General features: G+C 71.1%; 16 protein-coding genes and 1 pseudogene. 13 read left to right on the plus strand and 4 right to left on the minus strand.

Features of this window, described 5'->3' with window-relative positions; translation table 11 throughout:
- From ACYF6T_RS41245 to ACYF6T_RS41260, 4 genes and pseudogenes are all read right to left on the minus strand, one after another.
- A pseudogene (locus ACYF6T_RS41245) lies at positions 1 to 252 on the minus strand (2-oxoacid:acceptor oxidoreductase subunit alpha); the annotation flags it as partial.
- 289 nt (positions 253 to 541) lie between these two features.
- A complete protein-coding gene (locus ACYF6T_RS41250; RefSeq protein WP_461703131.1) occupies positions 542 to 1201 on the minus strand; it encodes a LuxR C-terminal-related transcriptional regulator in 660 nt (219 codons plus the stop codon).
- 554 nt (positions 1202 to 1755) lie between these two features.
- Positions 1756 to 3114: a sensor histidine kinase gene (locus tag ACYF6T_RS41255; protein ID WP_461703107.1), complete on the minus strand. Its 1359-nt coding sequence runs from the start codon at positions 3112 to 3114 to the stop codon at positions 1756 to 1758.
- 224 nt (positions 3115 to 3338) lie between these two features.
- A complete protein-coding gene (locus tag ACYF6T_RS41260) occupies positions 3339 to 4556 on the minus strand; it encodes a sensor histidine kinase (protein WP_461703108.1) in 1218 nt (405 codons plus the stop codon).
- A 287-nt stretch (positions 4557 to 4843) separates the two neighbouring features.
- Here ACYF6T_RS41260 and ACYF6T_RS41265 point away from each other — a divergent pair, with 287 nt between their 5' ends.
- From ACYF6T_RS41265 to ACYF6T_RS41325, 13 genes are all read left to right on the plus strand, one after another.
- Positions 4844 to 5266: an NADH-quinone oxidoreductase subunit A gene (locus ACYF6T_RS41265; RefSeq protein WP_461703132.1), complete on the plus strand. Its 423-nt coding sequence runs from the start codon at positions 4844 to 4846 to the stop codon at positions 5264 to 5266.
- Positions 5257 to 6105, plus strand: coding sequence for an NADH-quinone oxidoreductase subunit B (locus tag ACYF6T_RS41270; protein WP_461703109.1), 849 nt, complete (start codon positions 5257 to 5259; stop codon positions 6103 to 6105). Before ACYF6T_RS41265 ends, ACYF6T_RS41270 begins: the two co-directional genes overlap by 10 nt.
- The gene (locus tag ACYF6T_RS41275) at positions 6102 to 7913 is read left to right on the plus strand and encodes an NADH-quinone oxidoreductase subunit C (protein ID WP_461703110.1); all 1812 of its coding nucleotides are present in this window, start codon (positions 6102 to 6104) and stop codon (positions 7911 to 7913) included. Before ACYF6T_RS41270 ends, ACYF6T_RS41275 begins: the two co-directional genes overlap by 4 nt.
- On the plus strand, positions 7910 to 8878 hold the full coding sequence (locus ACYF6T_RS41280; protein ID WP_461703111.1) for a complex I subunit 1/NuoH family protein: 969 nt from the start codon (positions 7910 to 7912) through the stop codon (positions 8876 to 8878). Before ACYF6T_RS41275 ends, ACYF6T_RS41280 begins: the two co-directional genes overlap by 4 nt.
- A gap of 110 nt (positions 8879 to 8988) precedes the next feature.
- Complete coding sequence (locus ACYF6T_RS41285; RefSeq protein WP_461703133.1) at positions 8989 to 9510, plus strand: 4Fe-4S binding protein; 522 nt, start codon at positions 8989 to 8991, stop codon at positions 9508 to 9510.
- 170 nt (positions 9511 to 9680) lie between these two features.
- On the plus strand, positions 9681 to 10529 hold the full coding sequence (locus ACYF6T_RS41290; RefSeq protein WP_461703134.1) for an NADH-quinone oxidoreductase subunit J family protein: 849 nt from the start codon (positions 9681 to 9683) through the stop codon (positions 10527 to 10529).
- Positions 10529 to 10945 (plus strand): NADH-quinone oxidoreductase subunit NuoK, encoded by a 417-nt coding sequence (gene nuoK / locus ACYF6T_RS41295; RefSeq protein ID WP_461703112.1) that lies wholly within the window; start codon positions 10529 to 10531, stop codon positions 10943 to 10945. Before ACYF6T_RS41290 ends, nuoK begins: the two co-directional genes overlap by 1 nt.
- Complete coding sequence (locus tag ACYF6T_RS41300) at positions 10942 to 12936, plus strand: NADH-quinone oxidoreductase subunit 5 family protein (RefSeq protein ID WP_461703113.1); 1995 nt, start codon at positions 10942 to 10944, stop codon at positions 12934 to 12936. Before nuoK ends, ACYF6T_RS41300 begins: the two co-directional genes overlap by 4 nt.
- 6 nt (positions 12937 to 12942) lie before the next feature.
- Complete coding sequence (locus tag ACYF6T_RS41305) at positions 12943 to 14517, plus strand: complex I subunit 4 family protein (protein WP_461703114.1); 1575 nt, start codon at positions 12943 to 12945, stop codon at positions 14515 to 14517.
- Positions 14514 to 16025, plus strand: a complete 1512-nt coding sequence (locus tag ACYF6T_RS41310; RefSeq protein WP_461703115.1) for an NADH-quinone oxidoreductase subunit N — start codon at positions 14514 to 14516, stop codon at positions 16023 to 16025. The genes ACYF6T_RS41305 and ACYF6T_RS41310 overlap by 4 nt, the downstream gene beginning before the upstream one ends.
- A 202-nt stretch (positions 16026 to 16227) precedes the next feature.
- Entirely contained in the window at positions 16228 to 17091 is an 864-nt protein-coding gene (gene htpX, locus ACYF6T_RS41315) for a zinc metalloprotease HtpX (protein WP_461703116.1), read from the plus strand.
- Positions 17088 to 17480 (plus strand): YccF domain-containing protein, encoded by a 393-nt coding sequence (locus ACYF6T_RS41320; protein WP_461703117.1) that lies wholly within the window; start codon positions 17088 to 17090, stop codon positions 17478 to 17480. The genes htpX and ACYF6T_RS41320 overlap by 4 nt, the downstream gene beginning before the upstream one ends.
- Positions 17481 to 17647: 167 nt before the next feature.
- The gene (locus tag ACYF6T_RS41325) at positions 17648 to 18214 is read left to right on the plus strand and encodes an SMI1/KNR4 family protein (RefSeq protein WP_461703118.1); all 567 of its coding nucleotides are present in this window, start codon (positions 17648 to 17650) and stop codon (positions 18212 to 18214) included.
- The last annotated feature ends 12 nt before the right edge of the window (positions 18215 to 18226 follow it).

Genomic DNA, 18226 nt, shown 5'->3' on the forward strand with positions numbered 1-18226 from the left:
ACCCGGCAGGGTTCCGGCGGGGGCGCGGATCTCCGCGGGGAAGTTCGGCAGCGTCGAAAGGTCGTTACCGAAGGACGCCGTCTCGGAGGTGAAGCGGTCACCGGTGAGCTGCATACCGTCGCCCGAGTCCCCCGCGAAACGGATGATCACTCGGTCCAGCCGGCGGACGTCCTTGGTCCCCGGCGGTTTGCGCTGCTCTCCCACGACGGCTTCGTCGGCCTGTTCCGTTGTCCTGCTGACCTGGCTGGTCACTGAACTGGACCTCCTTTGAGGCGGCTGCCTGGGACCGGCCCTCCCGCAGGCCTTCCCAGGATCAACCCTACGTCCGTAAGGGTCGCCTTCCCTCGGTCATTCGCAATATGGACACGGATGTGAGACGGCGTGGCGCCCTGACTTGTCATGGTTTCCGCCCCCTGGCGCTTCCCTTGAAGACGCTCCGAGTGTGCGCCCGGTTCTCGGCGCGTCGCGCACCCGCACCGGCCCGCACTGGCCCGTACCGACCCGCACCGGCCCCTCCCGTCCCGGCCCCCGGCCAAGGAGTTCAGGAATTCAGATAGGTGAGAACGGCGAGGACACGTCGATGATCACCATCGCTCTGGGACAGGCCGAGCTTCAGGAAGATGTTGCTGACGTGCTTCTCCACGGCCCCGTCGCTGACGACGAGCTGGCGCGCGATCGCCGAGTTCGTCCGCCCCTCGGCCATCAGCCCCAGCACCTCGCGCTCCCGGGGCGTCAGTCCGGCCAGCACGTCCTGCTTACGACTGCGCCCGAGCAGCTGCGCGACGACTTCCGGGTCCAGCGCGGTGCCGCCCTGGGCCACGCGGACCACGGCGTCCACGAACTCGCGCACCTCGGCGACACGGTCCTTCAGCAGGTAGCCGACGCCGTGACTGGAACCGGCCAGCAGTTCGGTGGCGTAACGCTCCTCCACGTACTGTGACAGCACCAGTACGCCGAGTCCCGGATGCGCCTTGCGCAGCTGTACGGCGGCCCGGACACCCTCGTCGGTGTGCGTGGGCGGCATCCGGACGTCGGCCACGACGACGTCGGGCAGCGCGCCCTGTCCGTCCAGCTCCTCGATGGTCTTGATCAGCGCGTCACCGTCGCCCACTCCTGCGACGACGTCGTGCCCACGGTCGGTCAGCAGCCGGGTCAGGCCCTCCCTGAGCAGCACTGAATCCTCGGCGATGACCACCCGCACCCTGTCCTCCACGATCTCCGGCCCCCCAGCCCGACTCACCAGCCCACGGCCCGCACCCGTCCTGGGCCGACCCGGTAGTCCAGCATTCCAGCATTCCCCACCCACCGCGCCCGCCCAACACGATTCAACGCCAAACCACGTCCTGAACGGCGGCTTCCGGCCGGGGGTGGGCAGCATGGGCGGCATAGGGGGCATGGGTGGCATGGGCGGCGGGGTGCGGACGGCTGGGGAGGGGGCGGGATCGGGGGTGTGGGCGAGATGGGGAGAGGTGGGCGGGCGGGTGCGGATGCGGGGTTGGGGATGCGGGGTTGGGGATGGGGTTGGGATTGGGGGAGTGGGGAGCGGCGATGCGGTGACGCGGTGACGCGGTGATTGCTTTGGGCGCGCGGCGATGAAATCAGCCCGTCCGGCGTTTGAGGGCAAGGCCCGTTCAGGGCCGACGGGGTCGGGGGCGGAGCCCCGGCGGGGGCGAGAAACGAGGCGGGGCGACCCCCACCCGGTTACCGCCCCAGTTATCCCACCTCCGTCACCGCACCCCCGTTATCGCACCCCCGTCACCGAACCGCCCGCTCCCCCCGCCAAGGCAACTCCGCAGTCACCCGCGTAGGCCCCCCCACCGGCGAGTCCACCACCAGAATCCCGTCCACCGCATCCAACCGCTCCGCCAGCCCCGCCAGCCCGGACCCCCCGGACACATCCGCCCCCCCGACCCCGTTGTCCACCACCTGCACCATCAGCCGCTGCTCCACCCGCCACACGTCAACCGCCGCCCACGTGGCCCGCGCATGCTTGCTGATGTTCTGCAGCAGCTCCGACACCGTGAAGTACGCGATTCCCTCGATCGCCGGCGCCGGCCGCTCCGCGAGATCCACCTCCACCTGCACCGGAACGGTGCACCGGGACGCCACCGCGGACAACGCCGCATCCAGCCCCCGATCCGTCAGCACCGCCGGATGAATCCCGCGCGCCAGGTCCCGCAGCTCCTGCAACGCCGTCTTCACCTCACCGTGCGCCTCGTCCACCATCCGCGCCGCCGCCTGCGGATCCTCCGCCAGCTTCTCCTTCGCCAGCCCCAGATCCATCGCCAGCGCCACCAGCCGGGCCTGCGCCCCGTCGTGCAGGTCGCGTTCGATCCGCCGTAGATCCGCGGCCGCCGTGTCGACCACGACCCCCCGGTCGGACTCCAGCTCCACCACCCGCGTCGCCAGCCGCGACGGCCCGAGCAGCCCGTGCACCATCACCCGGTCCACCATCGTCAGCGCCCGTACGATCCACGGCGTGGCCAGCGTGAACAACAGCCCCACCAACGCCGTGACGGTGATCTCGAAGGGGTTGTCGAGATAGATCGAGTGATGCGCGTCGCCGTACAGCTGGAGCCCGCCCTGACCGACGTACACCGGAAAGACCCAGAACCACAGCGGATACGTCAGCAACGCCCACCCGTACGCCCAGAAGTTCACGGCGACCACGAACGAGAACACCGACCAGGGGAACTGCAGCAGCGCGTACAGCAGCGTCCGCCACGAGGTGCCGCTCTTGAGCACGGCCCCCATCCAGGCCATCACGCCCTGCTTCTTCATCCGCAGCGGCTCGGGATCGGCCACCTCCAGGCCCAGCATCCCCCGCGCCCGCGCCCGCTCCAGCGCTCCGAACCCCCGGCAGCCGGCCAGCCCCGCCGCCAGCACCGGAATCCCGAGGAAGGTGACCAGCAGCCCGGCACCCAGGGACAGCATCGTGACGGCGTACGTGAACAGCGCGATCCCGATCGGCAGGCTCAGCAGCACATACCCGAACTCGCGCCAGCTGCGCCCCTCGAACGGCGCCCGCAGCACGGCCGGCAGCCCGTGCCGCCGCTCCCCGGCGAGGTCCGCCCCGCCGTCGTACCCGTAGCCCTCTCCGTACTGCATGGCCATCGGTGCCGTCCCGTCCTACTCGTCCCACTCGTCCTACGCGACCGGCGTCGTCGGTCCTGCGTTCCTGCGTTCCTGTGTTCCTGCGTTCCTGCGTTCCTGTGTCGCTGTCTGTCTCCACCCTCCTCGCCCCCCGTCCCGCGGACCATGGAGTGCGTCGGCGTCTTGAAAGGGGGGTTTTCCCTACCCTTCACCCCCTCATCTGGCCCCTTCATCCCATGGCCTCTTCATCCTTTGGCCGCCTTGCCCGGCGGGGTTTCCGGCGCCCGGTCCCGCCACGGCAGCTCCGCCGTGACCGTGGTCGGCCCGCCCTGCGGCGAGTCGAGGACGAACAGCCCGTCGACCGCGTCCAGCCGCTCCGCGAGCCCCCTCATCCCGGTACCGCCGTCGAGGCGCGCGCCGCCGCGGCCGTCGTCCCAGACCTGGATGAGAAGCCGTTCCTGCGCCCGCCAGACCTCGACCGAGGCGTTCTTCGCCGCGCTGTGCTTGCTGATGTTCTGGAGCAGCTCGGAGACGGTGAAGTAGGCGATGCCCTCGATGGCCGCGGCCGGCCGGGCGTCCAGATCGACCGTCACCTTCACCGGAACGGTGCACCGGGAGGCCACGGCCGACAGCGCCGCGTCCAGGCCGCGGTCGGTGAGGACGGCGGGATGGATGCCGCGGGCCAGATCCCGCAGCTCCTGCAGCGCGAGCTTCACCTCGCCGTGCGCCTCGGCCACCATCGCCGCCGCCGTGTCGGGGTCCTCCAGGAGCTTCTCCTTGGCCAGGCCGAGCCCCATGGCGAGGTTGACCAGGCGGGCCTGCGCCCCGTCGTGCAGGTCGCGTTCGATCCGCCGTAGATCCGCGGCCGCGGTGTCGACGACGACGCCCCGGTCGGACTCCAGTTCGGCGATACGCCGCTCCAGGTCGTCGGAGGGCGACAGCAGCCCCCGCACCATCGCCCGGTCCGCGTTGGCCAGCGCCCGCGCGATGAACGGCAGCACCGGCCACAGCACGAACAGCGAGGTCAGCGTCACGGCGAAGGTGAGGATGCCCCACGGCAACCGGATGAAGTCGTACAGCACCGCCCGCCAGCCGACCGGGTCCTTGAGCGTCATCCACAGCCAGGGGAAGAAGCCGGTGCTGCGGCGGCGCGGCAGCGGGCTGGGCTCGTCCACGCGCACCCCGAGCAATGCCCGCGCGCGTGCCCGCTCCATCCTGCCCAGCAGGCGCGAGCCCCTCAGGCCCAGCGCGAGCAGCGGGAACCCGATCACCGTGACGGTCAGCCAGAAGCCGGTGCCGAGCACGGTCACGGCGTACGTGAACCCCAGCAGCGCCACCGGCAGGTTCGCCAGGAGATGCGCGATCTCCTTCCAGGTGTGCCGGTCGTAGGCGAAACGGGGCGGTGGCGGACGGTCGTCGTCGCCGTCCGCGTCCCACGTCAGGTGGTCGAGTCGTTCGGTCATATGGGCTAGCGTGCCGCGCGCCACGCGCCCGCGCCATGAGGTCGACCGCCGCCGCGCCCGGGGGAAAACCCCACCCCGGCGGCAGCCGCGGAGTCTCAAGCGGATCTCAAGGCGCGACGGGCTGCTTACCGTCTCTTTATCAGGGCCTAGACTCCCGTGCGTACAGATCGTCGAACAACGGCGTTCACGAAGAACGCAGGTCACACAGCCAGGCATCGTCAGGTACACAGCCAGGCATCGTCAGGCAGAGCTAGGGGAGTGAGGGTACGGACGTGCGGGATCCTGCCGTGGTCGATCCGACCGTCGTCGATCCGACCGTCGTCGATCCGACCGTCCTCGCGGCGGACTACTTCCGGTCGTACTCGGTCGTCGGACTGCTCGCCGTCGTCGGCGTGCTCTTCGTCGCCGTCGCCTTCGGCGCGGGCCGCCTGCTGCGCCCGGTGGTGCCCACCCCCGAGAAACTCCTGACCTACGAGTGCGGCGTCGACCCCGTCGGCGAGGGCTGGGCCCACACCCAGGTCCGCTACTACGTCTACGCCTTCCTGTACGTCATCTTCGCCGTCGACTCGATCTTCCTGTTCCCGTGGGCGACGGTCTTCGCCGCGCCCGGTTACGGCGCGACGACCCTCGTCGAGATGTTCGTCTTCCTCGGCTTCCTGGCCGTGGGCCTGCTCTACGCATACAAGAAGGGCGTCCTGGCATGGACGTGAGGCCAGACACCAACGGGCAGCCGACGGAACCCGGACCGGTTCTGCTCCCGGAGCCGAAGCGGCTGGGCGCCCTCGCCCGCCTCGCGCCGGAGCCGATGAAGGTGATCCTCAACTGGGGGCGCCGCTACTCCCTCTGGGTCTTCAATTTCGGCCTCGCCTGCTGCGCCATCGAGTTCATCGCCGCGTCGATGGCCCGCCACGACTTCATCCGCCTCGGCGTGATCCCCTTCGCGCCCGGCCCGCGCCAGGCCGACCTGATGGTCGTCTCGGGCACGGTCACGGACAAGATGGCGCCGGCGGTCAAGCGCCTGTACGAGCAGATGCCGGAACCGAAGTACGTCATCTCCTTCGGCGCCTGCTCCAACTGCGGGGGTCCTTACTGGGACTCCTACTCCGTCACCAAGGGCGTCGACCAGATCATCCCGGTCGACGTCTACGTACCCGGCTGCCCGCCCCGCCCCGAGGCCCTTCTCCAGGGCATCCTCAAGCTCCAGGAGAAGATCGCCAGGGAGTCGCTGGGGGAGCGGTACGGGGGTGGTGACGGGGGCGGTGTGCTTCCCGGTGCGAGTGCGAGTGCGAGTGCGAGTGCGAGTGCGAGTGCGAGTGCGGGTGCGAGCGCGAGTCCGGGTGTGGATGCTGGTGCTGGTGCTGTCGTTGGGGATGCTGGTGTCGCGCGGCCGTCGGCGGCGGCCCTGCAGAGTGGGCTGGTGCGGGGGCCGGGTGCCGCGGGCGAAGGGGAGACCCGGTCGAGGCCGGGCAGCCAGCCGGGGCCGGAGACCCGGGTGGAGCCGGAGAATCGGCCAGAGCCGGAGCCCCGCTCGCAGGGGGAGGGCCGATGAGCACGGTCGGCTGGCTTCCCGCCCCCGCCGAGGAACTGTTCGGCCCGGACGCCACGGCCCATGAGTCCTACGACGTCCTGACCGTGGACGTCCCGCCCACCTCCTGGACCCAGGCTCTGCGCGCCGCCCGGGACGACCTGTCCTGCACCTACTTCGACTGGCTGAGCGCCGTCGACGAACCGGGCACGGGCTTCCGCGTCGCGGCCCACGTCGTCGCCCTCGCCCCGGTACGCCGACTGCTCCTGCGCACCACCGTCCCGCACGAGTCGCCGACGCTTCCCAGCGCCGTCGACGTCTACGCGGGCGCGGCCTGGCACGAACGCGAGACCCACGAGATGTTCGGCGTCACCTTCGAAGGCCATCCCGCCCTGGACCACCTCCTCCTCCCGGACACCTTCGAAGGCCACCCCCTGCGCAAGGACTTCGTCCTGGCGGCCCGCGTCGCCAAGGCCTGGCCCGGCGCCAAGGAGCCAGGCGAGTCCGACCACGGCACCCCCAAGCGCCGCCAAATGCTCCCCCCAGGCGTCCCCGACCCCAACGAATGGGGGCCCCTGAAGGGCCAACTCCCACCCGCTCCCACCCGCCCCACCCGAGCAACGGGCCGCACACCCGGCGAACGCCCCGTTCGCGGCGCAGGCGATCGCCCTGCGCGCGGGACGGGAGAACGGCCGGCCCGCGGGGCGACCGAAGCCCCGGCTACGGCCCCTGCGGAACGACCGCTGCGACGGTCCCGCTCAGCTGCGGAAGGATCGATCAGCCAGTCGATCGAGGCCCCTTCGGGCGGTGCGTCGACCGACGCTGCGTCGGGTGGTCCGGCGGCCGACGCTGCGTCGGGTGGTCCGGCGGGTGGCCCCTCAGTCGGTCCAGCGGGTGGTCTCCGGAGCGGCTCGTCGGCGGCTGGACCAGCTCGGGCGGCTGGGCCGCGCCGTGCGCGTACGGCCGCGGAAGGTTCGGTCAGCCAGACGGGAGCCCGACCCGAGGGGGCCGGTGACGTCTCCGGTCTGTCGGAGAGCGGCCCGGCAGCCGGGCCCGGCGTTGCCGCGCCGTCGGCCGAGGCTTCCCCGGCGACCGAAGCGGACGGTCCCTTCGCGTCGCCGGCCGGCGGTTCCGAGGCCCCGGATGCCGGTACACCCGTGGCCGGACGCCGGGCACGGAGCACGAGCGAGGGTTCGGCGTCACAACGCGCCGGTGCGGGCAACGTCCCCAAGGGCCCCCGTCGCGCCCGCAGTGCGTCGGAGGGCTCGGCGAGCCAACGGCGCGCAACCGACGCGGAGCCGCCGGTCGGCGAGACGCCGGTCGGCGAGACGCCGGTCGGCGAGACGCCGGCCGACGAGACCCCGGTCGGCGAGACGCCGGTGGGCGAGACGGGCGAGGGTGCCGTTACTAGCGAGGACGGGGTGACTGGCGAGAACGCGGTGACCCCCCGCAAGGGAGCAGCCGCCCCCACCAAGCCCCCCGTCGCCCCGCGCAGCCCGGACGCCCCGTGGCACCACGCCCGCCCGGCCTTCGACACCCCGGCCCCCGAACCGGCCCCGGCACCCTCGGCCGAGCCCGCCCCCGAGCCGCCGGCACCGACCGAACGCCCCGAACAGCAACCTGAGGTACCCCACACCTCCGAGGCACCCGAGACCTCCGAGAGCTCCAATACCTCCGAGGCACCCGAGACCTCCGAGAGCTCCAATACCTCCGAGGCACCCGAGACCTCCAACACCTCCGAGGCACCCGAGGGCGACGAACCCGTCGAACCGAGCCCCGAAGACCCCTCATCCCCGACACCCCCCGAGAACCCCGCAGGAGGCCCGCAGTGAACGACGCTCTCGACGTCGCCCTGCGACTCCTGATCGTCTTCGTCGTCTTCCTCACCTTCCCGCTGATCATCGGCCAGACCGAGCACAAGGTGATGGCCCACATGCAGGGCCGCCTCGGCCCCATGTACGCCGGCGGCTTCCACGGCTGGGCCCAACTCGTCGCTGACGGCGTCAAGTTCGCCCAGAAGGAAGACGTCGTCCCCGCGGGCGCGGACCGCCGTATCTTCCAACTCGCCCCCGCCGTCGCCCTCCTCCCGTACCTCCTGGTCCTCCTGGCCATCCCCATCGGCCCGAGCGAGGGCGCCGTCGGTCAGGTCCTGGACGCCGGCATCTTCTTCGTCCTGGCCGTGATGGGCGTCGGCGTCCTCGGCTCTCTCATGGCCGGCTGGGCCAGCGCCAACAAGTTCTCCCTCCTCGGCGGCCTCCGCACCGCCGCCCAGCTCCTCGCCTACGAACTCCCGATGCTCCTCGCCGCCGCCTCCGTCGCCATGGCAGCCGGCACCGTCTCCCTTCCCGGCATCCTCCACGCCTTCCACTGGTGGTGGCTGCCCTGGCAGATCACCGGCGCGATCGTCTTCTTCATCGCCGGGCTCGCCGAACTGCAGCGCCCTCCCTTCGACATGCCCGTCGCCGACTCGGAGATCATCTTCGGCGCCTACACCGAGTACACCGGCCTGCGCTTCGCCCTGTTCCTCCTCGCCGAGTACGCCGGAATCGTCGTCCTGTGCGGCCTGACCACCGTCCTCTTCCTGGGCGGCTGGCACGGCCCCTGGGGCGCCGACGGCCTCGGCTGGGTGTGGACCCTGCTGAAGACGGCCGTCCTCGCCTTCCTCGTCATCTGGCTCCGCGTGACCTACCCCCGGCTCCGCGAGGACCAGCTCCAGAAACTCTCCTGGACCCTCCTCGTCCCCCTCTCCCTCGCTCAGATCGCCCTCACCGGCATCGTGAAGGTGGTGTTCCTCTGATGTCCCGCCCGTCGCCCGGCCACCACTCCTCGACGACGCCCTCCGAGCGGTCCCGTTTCTCGATCCCGGGCTCCGGTCTGGCCAAGGGCCTGGCCGTCACCCTCCGCACGATGACGAGGAAGACCGTCACCGAGCAGTACCCGGACGTCCAGCCCGACCTCCCGCCCCGCACCCGCGGTGTCATCGGCCTCTTCGAGGAGAACTGCACGGTCTGCATGCTCTGCGCCCGGGAGTGCCCGGACTGGTGCATCTACATCGACTCTCACAAGGAGACGATCCCGGCCGCGACCCCCGGAGGCCGCGAGCGCAGCCGCAACGTCCTCGACCGCTTCGCCATCGACTTCTCCCTGTGCATGTACTGCGGTATCTGCATCGAGGTCTGTCCTTTCGACGCCCTGTTCTGGTCACCGGAGTTCGAGTACGCCGAGACCGACATCCGCGACCTCACCCACGAGCGCGACAAGCTGCGGGAGTGGATGTGGACCGTCCCGGCCCCGCCGGCCCTCGATCCCGGCGCGGAGGAACCGAAGGAGATCGCCGCCGCCCGCAAGACCGCCGAGAAGCTGGCGGCGACACGGGCCGAGCCTGCCGAGCCTGCCGAGCCCGCCGGGCCGCAGGAGGGAGCGTCGTGATCCTCGCCGCAACTGCAACCGCAACCGCGCTCGCCAGTGGATCCGCCGCCGCGACAGTCACCGGCACCGGCACCGGCACCGGCACCAGCTCCGGCGTCGGCACGGTCACGGGCGTGGGCACCGACGCCAGCACCAGCGCCGTCTCCGTCACGGCCGCACACGTCACCAACCTGGCCGCCGACTCCCACGGTTTCCTCTCCCCGACCGGCGTCGAGATCGCCTTCCTCCTCGTCGGCCTGGTCACCTTCGGCGCCGCGCTCGTCACCGTCACCACCCGTCAGCTGGTGCACGCCGCCCTGTGGCTGGTGGTGACCCTCGGTGGCCTTGCCGTCGAATACCTCCTGCTCACCGCCGAGTTCATCGCCTGGGTGCAGGTCCTCATCTATGTCGGCTCCGTCGTCGTCCTCCTTCTGTTCGGTCTGATGCTCACCAAGGCCCCGATCGGCCGCTCCCCGGACGCCGACTCCGGCAACCGCTGGGCCGCCCTCACGGTCGCCGTCGCCGCCGCTGCCGCCCTGGTCTGGGTCGTCGTCGACGCCTTCCGCACGACCTGGATCGACCTCGACGGCCCCGCCGCCGGATCCACCGCCGTCACCGGAGCGAGCCTCTTCCAGAACTGGGTCCTTCCCTTCGAGGCCCTCTCCGTCCTCCTCCTCGCGGCCTTGGTCGGCGCGATCGTCCTGTCCCGCAAGGCGAAAGTCGAGTCGAGCTCTCCCCCTGTGAACTCCCGAGGCGCGACCGGTAGTTCCCCATCCGCCCCGAATTCCCGTATTCACCCGATCGGGCGAAACGCTCCCACTGAGCGACGCGACCCTGCCGAGCACCCGAACCCCGCCGAAGCCTCCACTCCCGCCGGATCCTCTGCTCCGGCCGAAGGCTCCGCTGCCGCCGAAGCCCCCGCACCGGCCGAAGCCTCTGCTCCCGGCGAAGCCTCCGCTCCCGCCGGAGGCTCCACCCCCGCCGGGGGCTCCACCCCCGCCGATCACCGCGACCCGGCCGAGCAGGAGGGCGCTCGCTGATGCACCTCGCCTATCCCGCCGTCCTGGCCGCCCTCCTCTTCTGCACCGGCCTCTACGGCGTCCTCGCCCGCCGCAACGCGATCCTCGTCCTGATGTCGGTCGAGCTGATGCTCAACGCCGTCAACCTGAACCTGGTCGCCTTCGACGTCTGGCTCAGCAAGGCCGCCCGCGACACCCTGCACTCCGGCCAGGCGCTGACCCTGTTCACCATCGCCATCGCCGCCGCCGAGATCGGCATCGGACTGGCGATCGTCCTCGCCGTCTACCGCAACCGCGGCACCTCGGACATCGACAAGCTCCGCGACAGCGCCGAGGGCCACGAAACCGACGGCCCCGACAGCGACGCCCACACGCCTCGCACGGCCAACGCTTCCGACGCGGCCGACCGGACCGGGAAGGCTGAGGCCACCGCGTGACCACGACCACCCTCGCCGTCCTCGTCCCCCTGCTGCCGTTCCTGGGAGCGGCCGCCGGCCTGCTCCTGGGCCGCACGGCCCCCGGGTTCGTGCGCCCGCTCGCCGTCCTGCCGACCCTCACCTCCCTGGTCCTGGCCGTGCTGGTCGCCGTGCGCCAGGGCGGCGACCAGGCCGTCGACGCCGCCTCGCAACTCACGCCCACCGGCTCGGTTCCCGTCGAACTGGCCCTGCACATCGACGGCTTCGCCGCCCTCGTCGCCGTCCTGGTCGGCCTCGTCGCCTCCTGCGTGCAGATCTACTCGACGGGCTACCTGCGCGAGGACCCGCGCTACCCCTCGTACGCCGCTCTCGTCTCCCTGTTCACCTCCGCGATGCTGCTCGTCGTCTACTCCGGCGACCTGATCGTGCTGCTGGTCGGCTGGGAAGTCATGGGCATCTGCTCGTACTTCCTCGTCGGCCACTACTGGGAGACCCCGGAGGCCCGCGCCGCCTCCATCAAGGCGTTCCTGGTGACCAAGCTCGGTGACGTCCCCTTCCTGATCGGCCTGTTCGCGCTCGCCACGGACGCCGGTTCCTTCCGCATCACCAAGGTCCTCGACGCCGTCGCGCACGGCGGACTCGGCCACCCGACGCTGATCGCCCTGCTGCTTCTGGCCGGCGTGGCGGGCAAGTCGGCGCAGTTCCCGCTGCACACCTGGCTTCCCGACGCCATGGCGGGCCCCACCCCGGTCTCCGCGCTGATCCACGCCGCGACGATGGTCGCCGCCGGTGTCTACTTCATCGCCCGTCTCCTCCCGGTGTTCGAGGCATCCCGAGCCGCGATGGTCGTCCTCGCCGTCATGGCCGCCGTGACCATGCTCGGCTCGGGTCTCGCCGCGCTCGCCCAGGACGACATCAAGCGCGTCCTCGCCTACTCGACCATCGGTCAACTCGGGTACATGACCGGCGCCCTGGCCGTCGGCGACCGCGGTGCCGCTGTCTTCCACCTCCTGTCGCACGGCGCCTTCAAGGCGCTGCTGTTCCTCGCGGCCGGCGTGGTCATCCACGCCGCCGGCACCAACTCGCTGGCCGCCATGTCCCGCATGAAGGGCCTGCGCGACCGCATCCCCGACGCCTACTGGACGATGACCGTGGCGCTCCTCGCGCTCGCCGCGATCCCGCCCTTCAGCGGCTTCTTCTCCAAGGAGTCCGTCCTCGGCGCCGCCGAGCACGTCGCCACCGGTCACACCGAGCACGCCCCCGGTGCGGCGGGCTGGATCACCCTCGTCGCCGGCCTGCTCACCGCCCTGCTCACCGCCGCGTACGCGACGCGTCTGTGGCTGCTGGCCTTCAACGGGCACGGTGCCGAAGCTCCGGACCACGGTCGGCAGCCCCTGACCATGACCGTCGTCCTGTGGGTGCTCGCCGTGCCCTCCCTCGCCCTGGGCGCGTTCGCCTACCGCGCGCTGCCCGACTGGTTCGACGGCCGTGACCTCACCCCGACCCTGACCACGTCCGTCGTCGGCACCGGAGTGGCCCTGGTCGGCGGCATCGTCACCTACGCGGTCTGGCGCCACACCACCGCCCTGGCGGCCCGCGCGCCGTTGGGCGCGGTCGCGGCCCACCCCGAGGGCGACGCCGCCCAGGCCGAGGCCGAGGCCATCGCCAGCCACGCGCCCGTCTACGGAGACGTCGCCTACACGCCCGACCCAGCGGACCCGGGGCGGCTGCTGCTCGGTCCACTGCACCGGCACGCGGCCGTCGGCTTCCACCTCGACGCCGTCTACGCGGCCCTCTTCGTCCGCCCGGTCCAGGCGGGCGCGAGCCTCGTCAGGTTCCTCGACCGGGAGGTCGTCGAGACCTACGTGCGCGGTGCGGGCGCCCTACCCCGCCTGCTGGGCGCCGCCGTACGGCGCGCCCAGACCGGCAATGTGCAGACCTATGTGAGCGCGCTGCTCGCCGGCACCGTCGTCCTGGTGGTCGCCGCCGTCCTCGTCGCCACGGGAGCGTGAGCAGGCGTGATCGATATCAGCGAGTCCGTGATGCAGTTCCTTCTGGCGTTCATCGTCGTCGTGCCGCTCCTCGGCGCCGTCGCCGCCCTCCTGCCGGCCCCGCCCGGGCTGAAGGGGAAGTCACCCGAGCAGGCCGTACTCCGCCACGGTGTGACCGTGACCGGCGCGGTCCTCATCGCCGCGATCGTCCTCGCGCTCGGCTTCGACCACGACCATCCGTCGAAGATGCAGGCCACGACCGACATCAGCTGGATCCCCGCACTCGACGTGCGCATCCACCTCGGCATCGACGGCATCTCCCTCCCCCTCCTGGTGCTGACCGCGCTGCTGACCTTCCTGTGCGCGCTCTACTCGTACTTCAAAATGCCTGCGGGCCCGACCCCGAGGGCCTTCGTGGCACTGCTGCTGGTCCTCGAGTCCGGCACTCTCGCGACCTTCGCCGTCCTCGATCTGCTGCTGTTCTTCCTCGCGTTCGAGATGGTCCTCATCCCGATGTACTTCCTCATCGCCCGCTGGGGCGGCGAGGGCCGCACCCGGGCCGCCTGGCGGTTCATCCTGTACACGCTGCTCGGTTCGGTCGTGATGCTGCTCGGCCTGCTCCTGATCGGGATCAAGGCGGGCACGTTCGACATGGTGGCACTCGCCACTGACAACGGCCGGTCGCTGACCACATCCGTGCAGGTCATCGCCGTTCTGGCGATCGGGATCGGGCTCGCGGTCAAGACGCCGATGTGGCCGCTGCACAGCTGGCTGCCCGACGCCCACACCGCCGCGCCCACCGTCGGCTCGGTCCTGCTGGCCGGCGTCCTGCTGAAGATGGGCACGTACGGGTTCGTCCGGATCCTCCTGCCGATCGCGCCGGACGGACTGCACACCTTCGCGCCGTATCTCGCAGCCTTCGCCGTCGTGGGGATCATCTACGGATCCCTGGCCTGTCTGGCCCTCGCCAAGCAGGGCGCGAAGGGCGACCTCAAGCGCCTCATCGCCTACTCCTCCGTGGGCCACATGGGCTTCGTCCTGCTCGGCATCGCCACCATGACCCCCACCGGCGTCAACGGCGCCCTGTTCGCCAACATCGCCCACGGCCTCATCACCGGCCTGCTGTTCTTCCTGGTGGGTGCGCTGAAGGACCGCACCGGTACCACCGACCTCGACAGCCTGGCCGAGGAGACCGGCGCCGCCCTCTACGGCAAGGCCCCGCGTCTCGGTGGCCTGCTCGCCTTCGGCGCGGTCGCCTCGCTCGGGCTGCCTGGCCTGGCCGGGTTCTGGGGCGAGATGCTGGCGCTGTTCGGCGCGTTCAAGCCCGCCGCCGACCTCAGCCGTCCCGCATACCTCACCTTCATGGCGATCGCGGCGCTCGGCACGCTCCTGACGGCCGCGTACATGCTCGTCGTGGTCCGCCGCGTCTGCATGGGCGCCGTCCCGCAAGAGGCGCCGGCGCTCGCCGACGTCCACACGTACGAGTTCGCGGCCTGGACCCCGCTCGTCGCCCTCACCGTCGTCGCCGGACTGTGGCCGAAGGCACTCCTCGGCCTGACCGACCCGGCCGTGCAGCAGCTCCTCGCAGGAGGCACCCGATGAGCTCCCAGGCCGCGAACCTCGTCCAGTCCGTCGACTGGCTCGCCGTCGCACCACCCACCCTCGCGGCGGTCGTCGCGCTCGTCGTCCTCGTGGCCGACCTGTTCGTCGGAGAGGACAAGAAGGCGCTCCTCGGCTGGGTCTCGGTCGCCGGACTCGCCGCCTCCACAGCGCTCCTGCTGCCCCTGCTCGACGGCGACCGCGCCACCTTCTGCCTGACCGGCAGCCCCCACGTGTGCAGCTACACCGCGGACCGCTTCACCCTAGTCGTCCAGTTCCTGGTCCTCGGCGGCGCCCTGCTCGCCGCCCTCCTGTCGGTGACCACGCTCAAGGACGCCGACAAACAACTCCCCGAAGGGGAGTACTGGTTCCTGCTGCTGTCCTCCGCCGCGGGCGCCGCCCTTCTGCCGGCCTCCCGCGACCTCGCCACCCTGATCGTCGCCCTCGAAGTCGCCTCCCTGCCCGCCTTCGCCCTCGTCGGCCTCCGGCACGGCGACAAGAAGTCCTCCGAAGCGGCCCTGAAGTTCTTCCTGTCGTCGGTCACCGCGACCGCCGTCAGCCTGATGGGCATCAGCTTCGTCTACGCCTCCACAGGCACCCTCTACCTCACCCAGGTGGCCGACCGGATCCAGCACGTCGACGGACAGCTCCACACCCTCGCCCAGACCGGTGTCGTCCTCACCCTGGTCGGCTTCGCCTTCAAGACGGCCGCCGTGCCCTTCCACTTCTGGGTGCCCGACACCTACGTGGGAGCACCGCTGCCGATCGCCGCCTACCTGTCGGTGGTCGGCAAGGCGGTCGGCTTCTCCGGCCTGATCCTCGTCACGGTCATCGCCTTCCCGTCGTACGCCGACGTCTGGGGCCCGGCGCTCGCCGCCCTGGCCGCGCTCACCATGACCGTCGGCAACCTCGGCGCCCTGCGCCAGCAGGCCACGCGCGCGTACAGCGCCGTACGCCTGCTGGCCTGGTCCTCCGTGGGTCAGGCCGGCTACCTCCTCGTCCCGATCGCCGCGGCCGCCTACTCCGACGACGCCGAACGCTCCGTCGGCTCCACGCTCGCGTACGCCCTCATGTACGCCGCGGTGAACCTCGGCGCCTTCGCGGTGGCCGCCCTGGTGGGCCGTACGCACTCCGCCAACCGCGTGACCGACTACCGGGGCCTGTACGCGACGAACCCGCTCGCCGCCCTCCTCCTGGCCTTCTTCCTGCTCTGCCTGGCCGGCCTGCCACCCGGCATCATCGGCCTGTTCGCCAAGGTCACCGTGTTCTCCGCCGCCGTCGACGCGGGCATGGGCTGGCTGGCCGTCGTCATGGCCGTCAACGTGGTGATCGCGCTGTTCTACTACCTCCAGTGGACGGCCCTGCTGTTCCGCGCCCCCGAGGGCGAGCCCGCCCGGCACCGCCTCCCGGCACCCCTCACCGCGGCGATCACCCTCACCGGCGTCATCGGCATCGCCCTGTCCGGAGCCCCCCAGCTGGTCCTCCGCTTCGCCGACACGGCACTGTTCTGAGGCCTCGCCCGCGCCCTCACCCGTACGGCGCAGGCATGCCGCCGCACGCACAAGGGAACTAGTGACCCTCGCCTGGCGTTGACCAGAGCGGGAGGGTCCACTGGACGTGACACCACGGCACCAGTGGCGACGGAGACAGCAAGATCCGCAAGCGAGACAGCAAGCAAAGGGTTCCCCTGCTGCACCACTTGGAGGGCGTACCGTGCACCGCCGGCACAACGGGCTAAGGACCGCAGTACTCCTCGGAGGCCTGTCCGCCCTCATCATCGTCATCGGCAGCTTCTTCGGCCGCATGGGGCTGGTCGTCGCGGTCCTGGTCGCGCTGGGCACGAACGCGTACGCGTACTGGAACAGCGACAAGCTGGCGCTACGCGCGATGCGCGCGCGTCCGGTGAGCGAGTTCGAGGCCCCCGCCCTCTACCGCATGGTCCGCGACCTCTCCACCCAGGCCCGCCAGCCCATGCCGCGCCTGTACATCTCCCCGACGGAGGCGCCGAACGCCTTCGCCACGGGCCGCAACCCGCGCAACGCGGCCGTGTGCTGCACGGAAGGCATCCTGCGCATCCTCGACGAGCGCGAGCTGCGCGGCGTCATCGGCCACGAGCTCAGCCACGTCTACAACCGCGACATCCTCATCTCGTCGGTCGCCGGAGCCCTCGCCTCGGTGATCATGTTCCTGGTCAACTTCGCCTGGCTGATCCCGGTCGGCCGCTCCGACGACGATGACGGCCCCGGCATCCTCGGCATGCTGCTCATCATGATCCTCGGCCCGCTCGCGGCCACCCTGATCCAGCTGGCCATCAGCCGCTCCCGCGAGTACGAGGCCGACGCGTCCGGCGCCCAGCTCACCGGCGACCCCCTCGCCCTCGCCAGCGCTCTGCGCAAGCTGGAAGCGGGCACCCAACAGCTGCCGCTGCCGCCCGAGCCGCGTATCGAGACCGCGAGCCATATGATGATCGCCAATCCCTTCCGCCCAGGCCAGGGACTCTCCAAGATGTTCTCGACGCACCCGCCGATGGCGGACCGCATCGCCCGGCTCGAGAAGATGGCAGGTCGCCCCCAGTGAAAACCATCCTGAACGTCATCTGGCTCGTCCTGAGCGGCTTCTGGCTGTTCCTCGCGTACCTGGCAGCGGGCATTCTGCTGTGCGTCACGATCATCGGGATCCCGTTCGGCATCGCCGCGTTCCGCATCGGGGTCTACGCCCTGTGGCCCTTCGGATACACGACGGTCGAGCGCCGCGACGCCGGCGCGCCCTCCTGCATCGGCAACGTCCTGTGGCTGATCCTGGCGGGCTGGTGGCTGGCCCTCGGCCACATCGTCACCGGCGTCCTGCTGTGCGTCACGATCATCGGAATCCCGCTCGGCATCGCCAACTTCAAGCTCATCCCGGTCTCGTTGCTGCCCCTCGGCCGCGAAATCGTGCGCTCGGACGAGCCGTTCACGGCCCGCTGACCAAGCGACACGGCGGCGGGGCCGGCGCATGCGTCCCCGCCACCCACAGGCACTCCGCACCCCCACCCCACCCGGGCGCACCCTCGCCCGGGTGACCAGGTTTTCCACAGCCGGGCGGTCGTCCACACCCCGGCTCGATTGTCAGTGCCGCCCTGCATCATGAACCCATGACCGAGAACGAGCAGTTGCTGGCACGGGTGGCGGACAAGGCCCGCAACACCCGACCGTGGGGCTGGACTTCGCTTCCCAAGCCCGTCGACGCGGCCACCCTGGCCCGCGCCGAGGCCACCCTCGGCTTCTCCCTGCCTCCGCTGCTCGCCGACCTCTATCTGCGCATAGGAGACGGCGGATTCGGGCCGGAGTACGGCCTGCTGCCGCTGCTCGACAGCCCGCCGGCCGGCGAGCCCGCCGCCGTCGTCCAGTACCTCGCCAACCGCGCCGACGCCCGCAAGGACCCCGACTGGCCCTGGCCCGAGGGCGTCCTGCCGATATCCCACTGGGGCTGCGCGATGTACGCGTGCGTGGACTGCCGATCCCCCGAGGCCCCGGTCCTGCTCTTCGAGTCGAACGCCGACGAGGCCGAGCACGCCTGGTACGTCGACGCCCCCGGCCTCGCCGACTGGCTGCGCGCCTGGGTCGACGGCACCGGCTGGTACGAGGAGACCGCCGAGGAGCTGGACCTGGCCTCGTGGACCGACTTCCGCATACGCACCGCGACGACCCAGCCCTCCTGACCGGCGCGGCGC

The organism is Streptomyces sp. 7R007, from assembly GCF_054850255.1.

What these genes read in the sequence shown, in the direction of transcription:
- ACYF6T_RS41285 (WP_461703133.1), top strand. Translation starts at nt 8,989, where the DNA reads ATGACGAGGAAGACCGTCACCGAGCAGTACCCGGACGTCCAGCCCGAC.
- ACYF6T_RS41270 (WP_461703109.1), top strand. Translation starts at nt 5,257, where the DNA reads ATGGACGTGAGGCCAGACACCAACGGGCAGCCGACGGAACCCGGACCG.
- ACYF6T_RS41275 (WP_461703110.1), top strand. Translation starts at nt 6,102, where the DNA reads ATGAGCACGGTCGGCTGGCTTCCCGCCCCCGCCGAGGAACTGTTCGGC.
- ACYF6T_RS41255 (WP_461703107.1), bottom strand. Translation starts at nt 3,114, where the DNA reads ATGGCCATGCAGTACGGAGAGGGCTACGGGTACGACGGCGGGGCGGAC.
- ACYF6T_RS41325 (WP_461703118.1), top strand. Translation starts at nt 17,648, where the DNA reads ATGACCGAGAACGAGCAGTTGCTGGCACGGGTGGCGGACAAGGCCCGC.
- ACYF6T_RS41310 (WP_461703115.1), top strand. Translation starts at nt 14,514, where the DNA reads ATGAGCTCCCAGGCCGCGAACCTCGTCCAGTCCGTCGACTGGCTCGCC.
- nuoK (WP_461703112.1), top strand. Translation starts at nt 10,529, where the DNA reads ATGCACCTCGCCTATCCCGCCGTCCTGGCCGCCCTCCTCTTCTGCACC.
- ACYF6T_RS41260 (WP_461703108.1), bottom strand. Translation starts at nt 4,556, where the DNA reads ATGACCGAACGACTCGACCACCTGACGTGGGACGCGGACGGCGACGAC.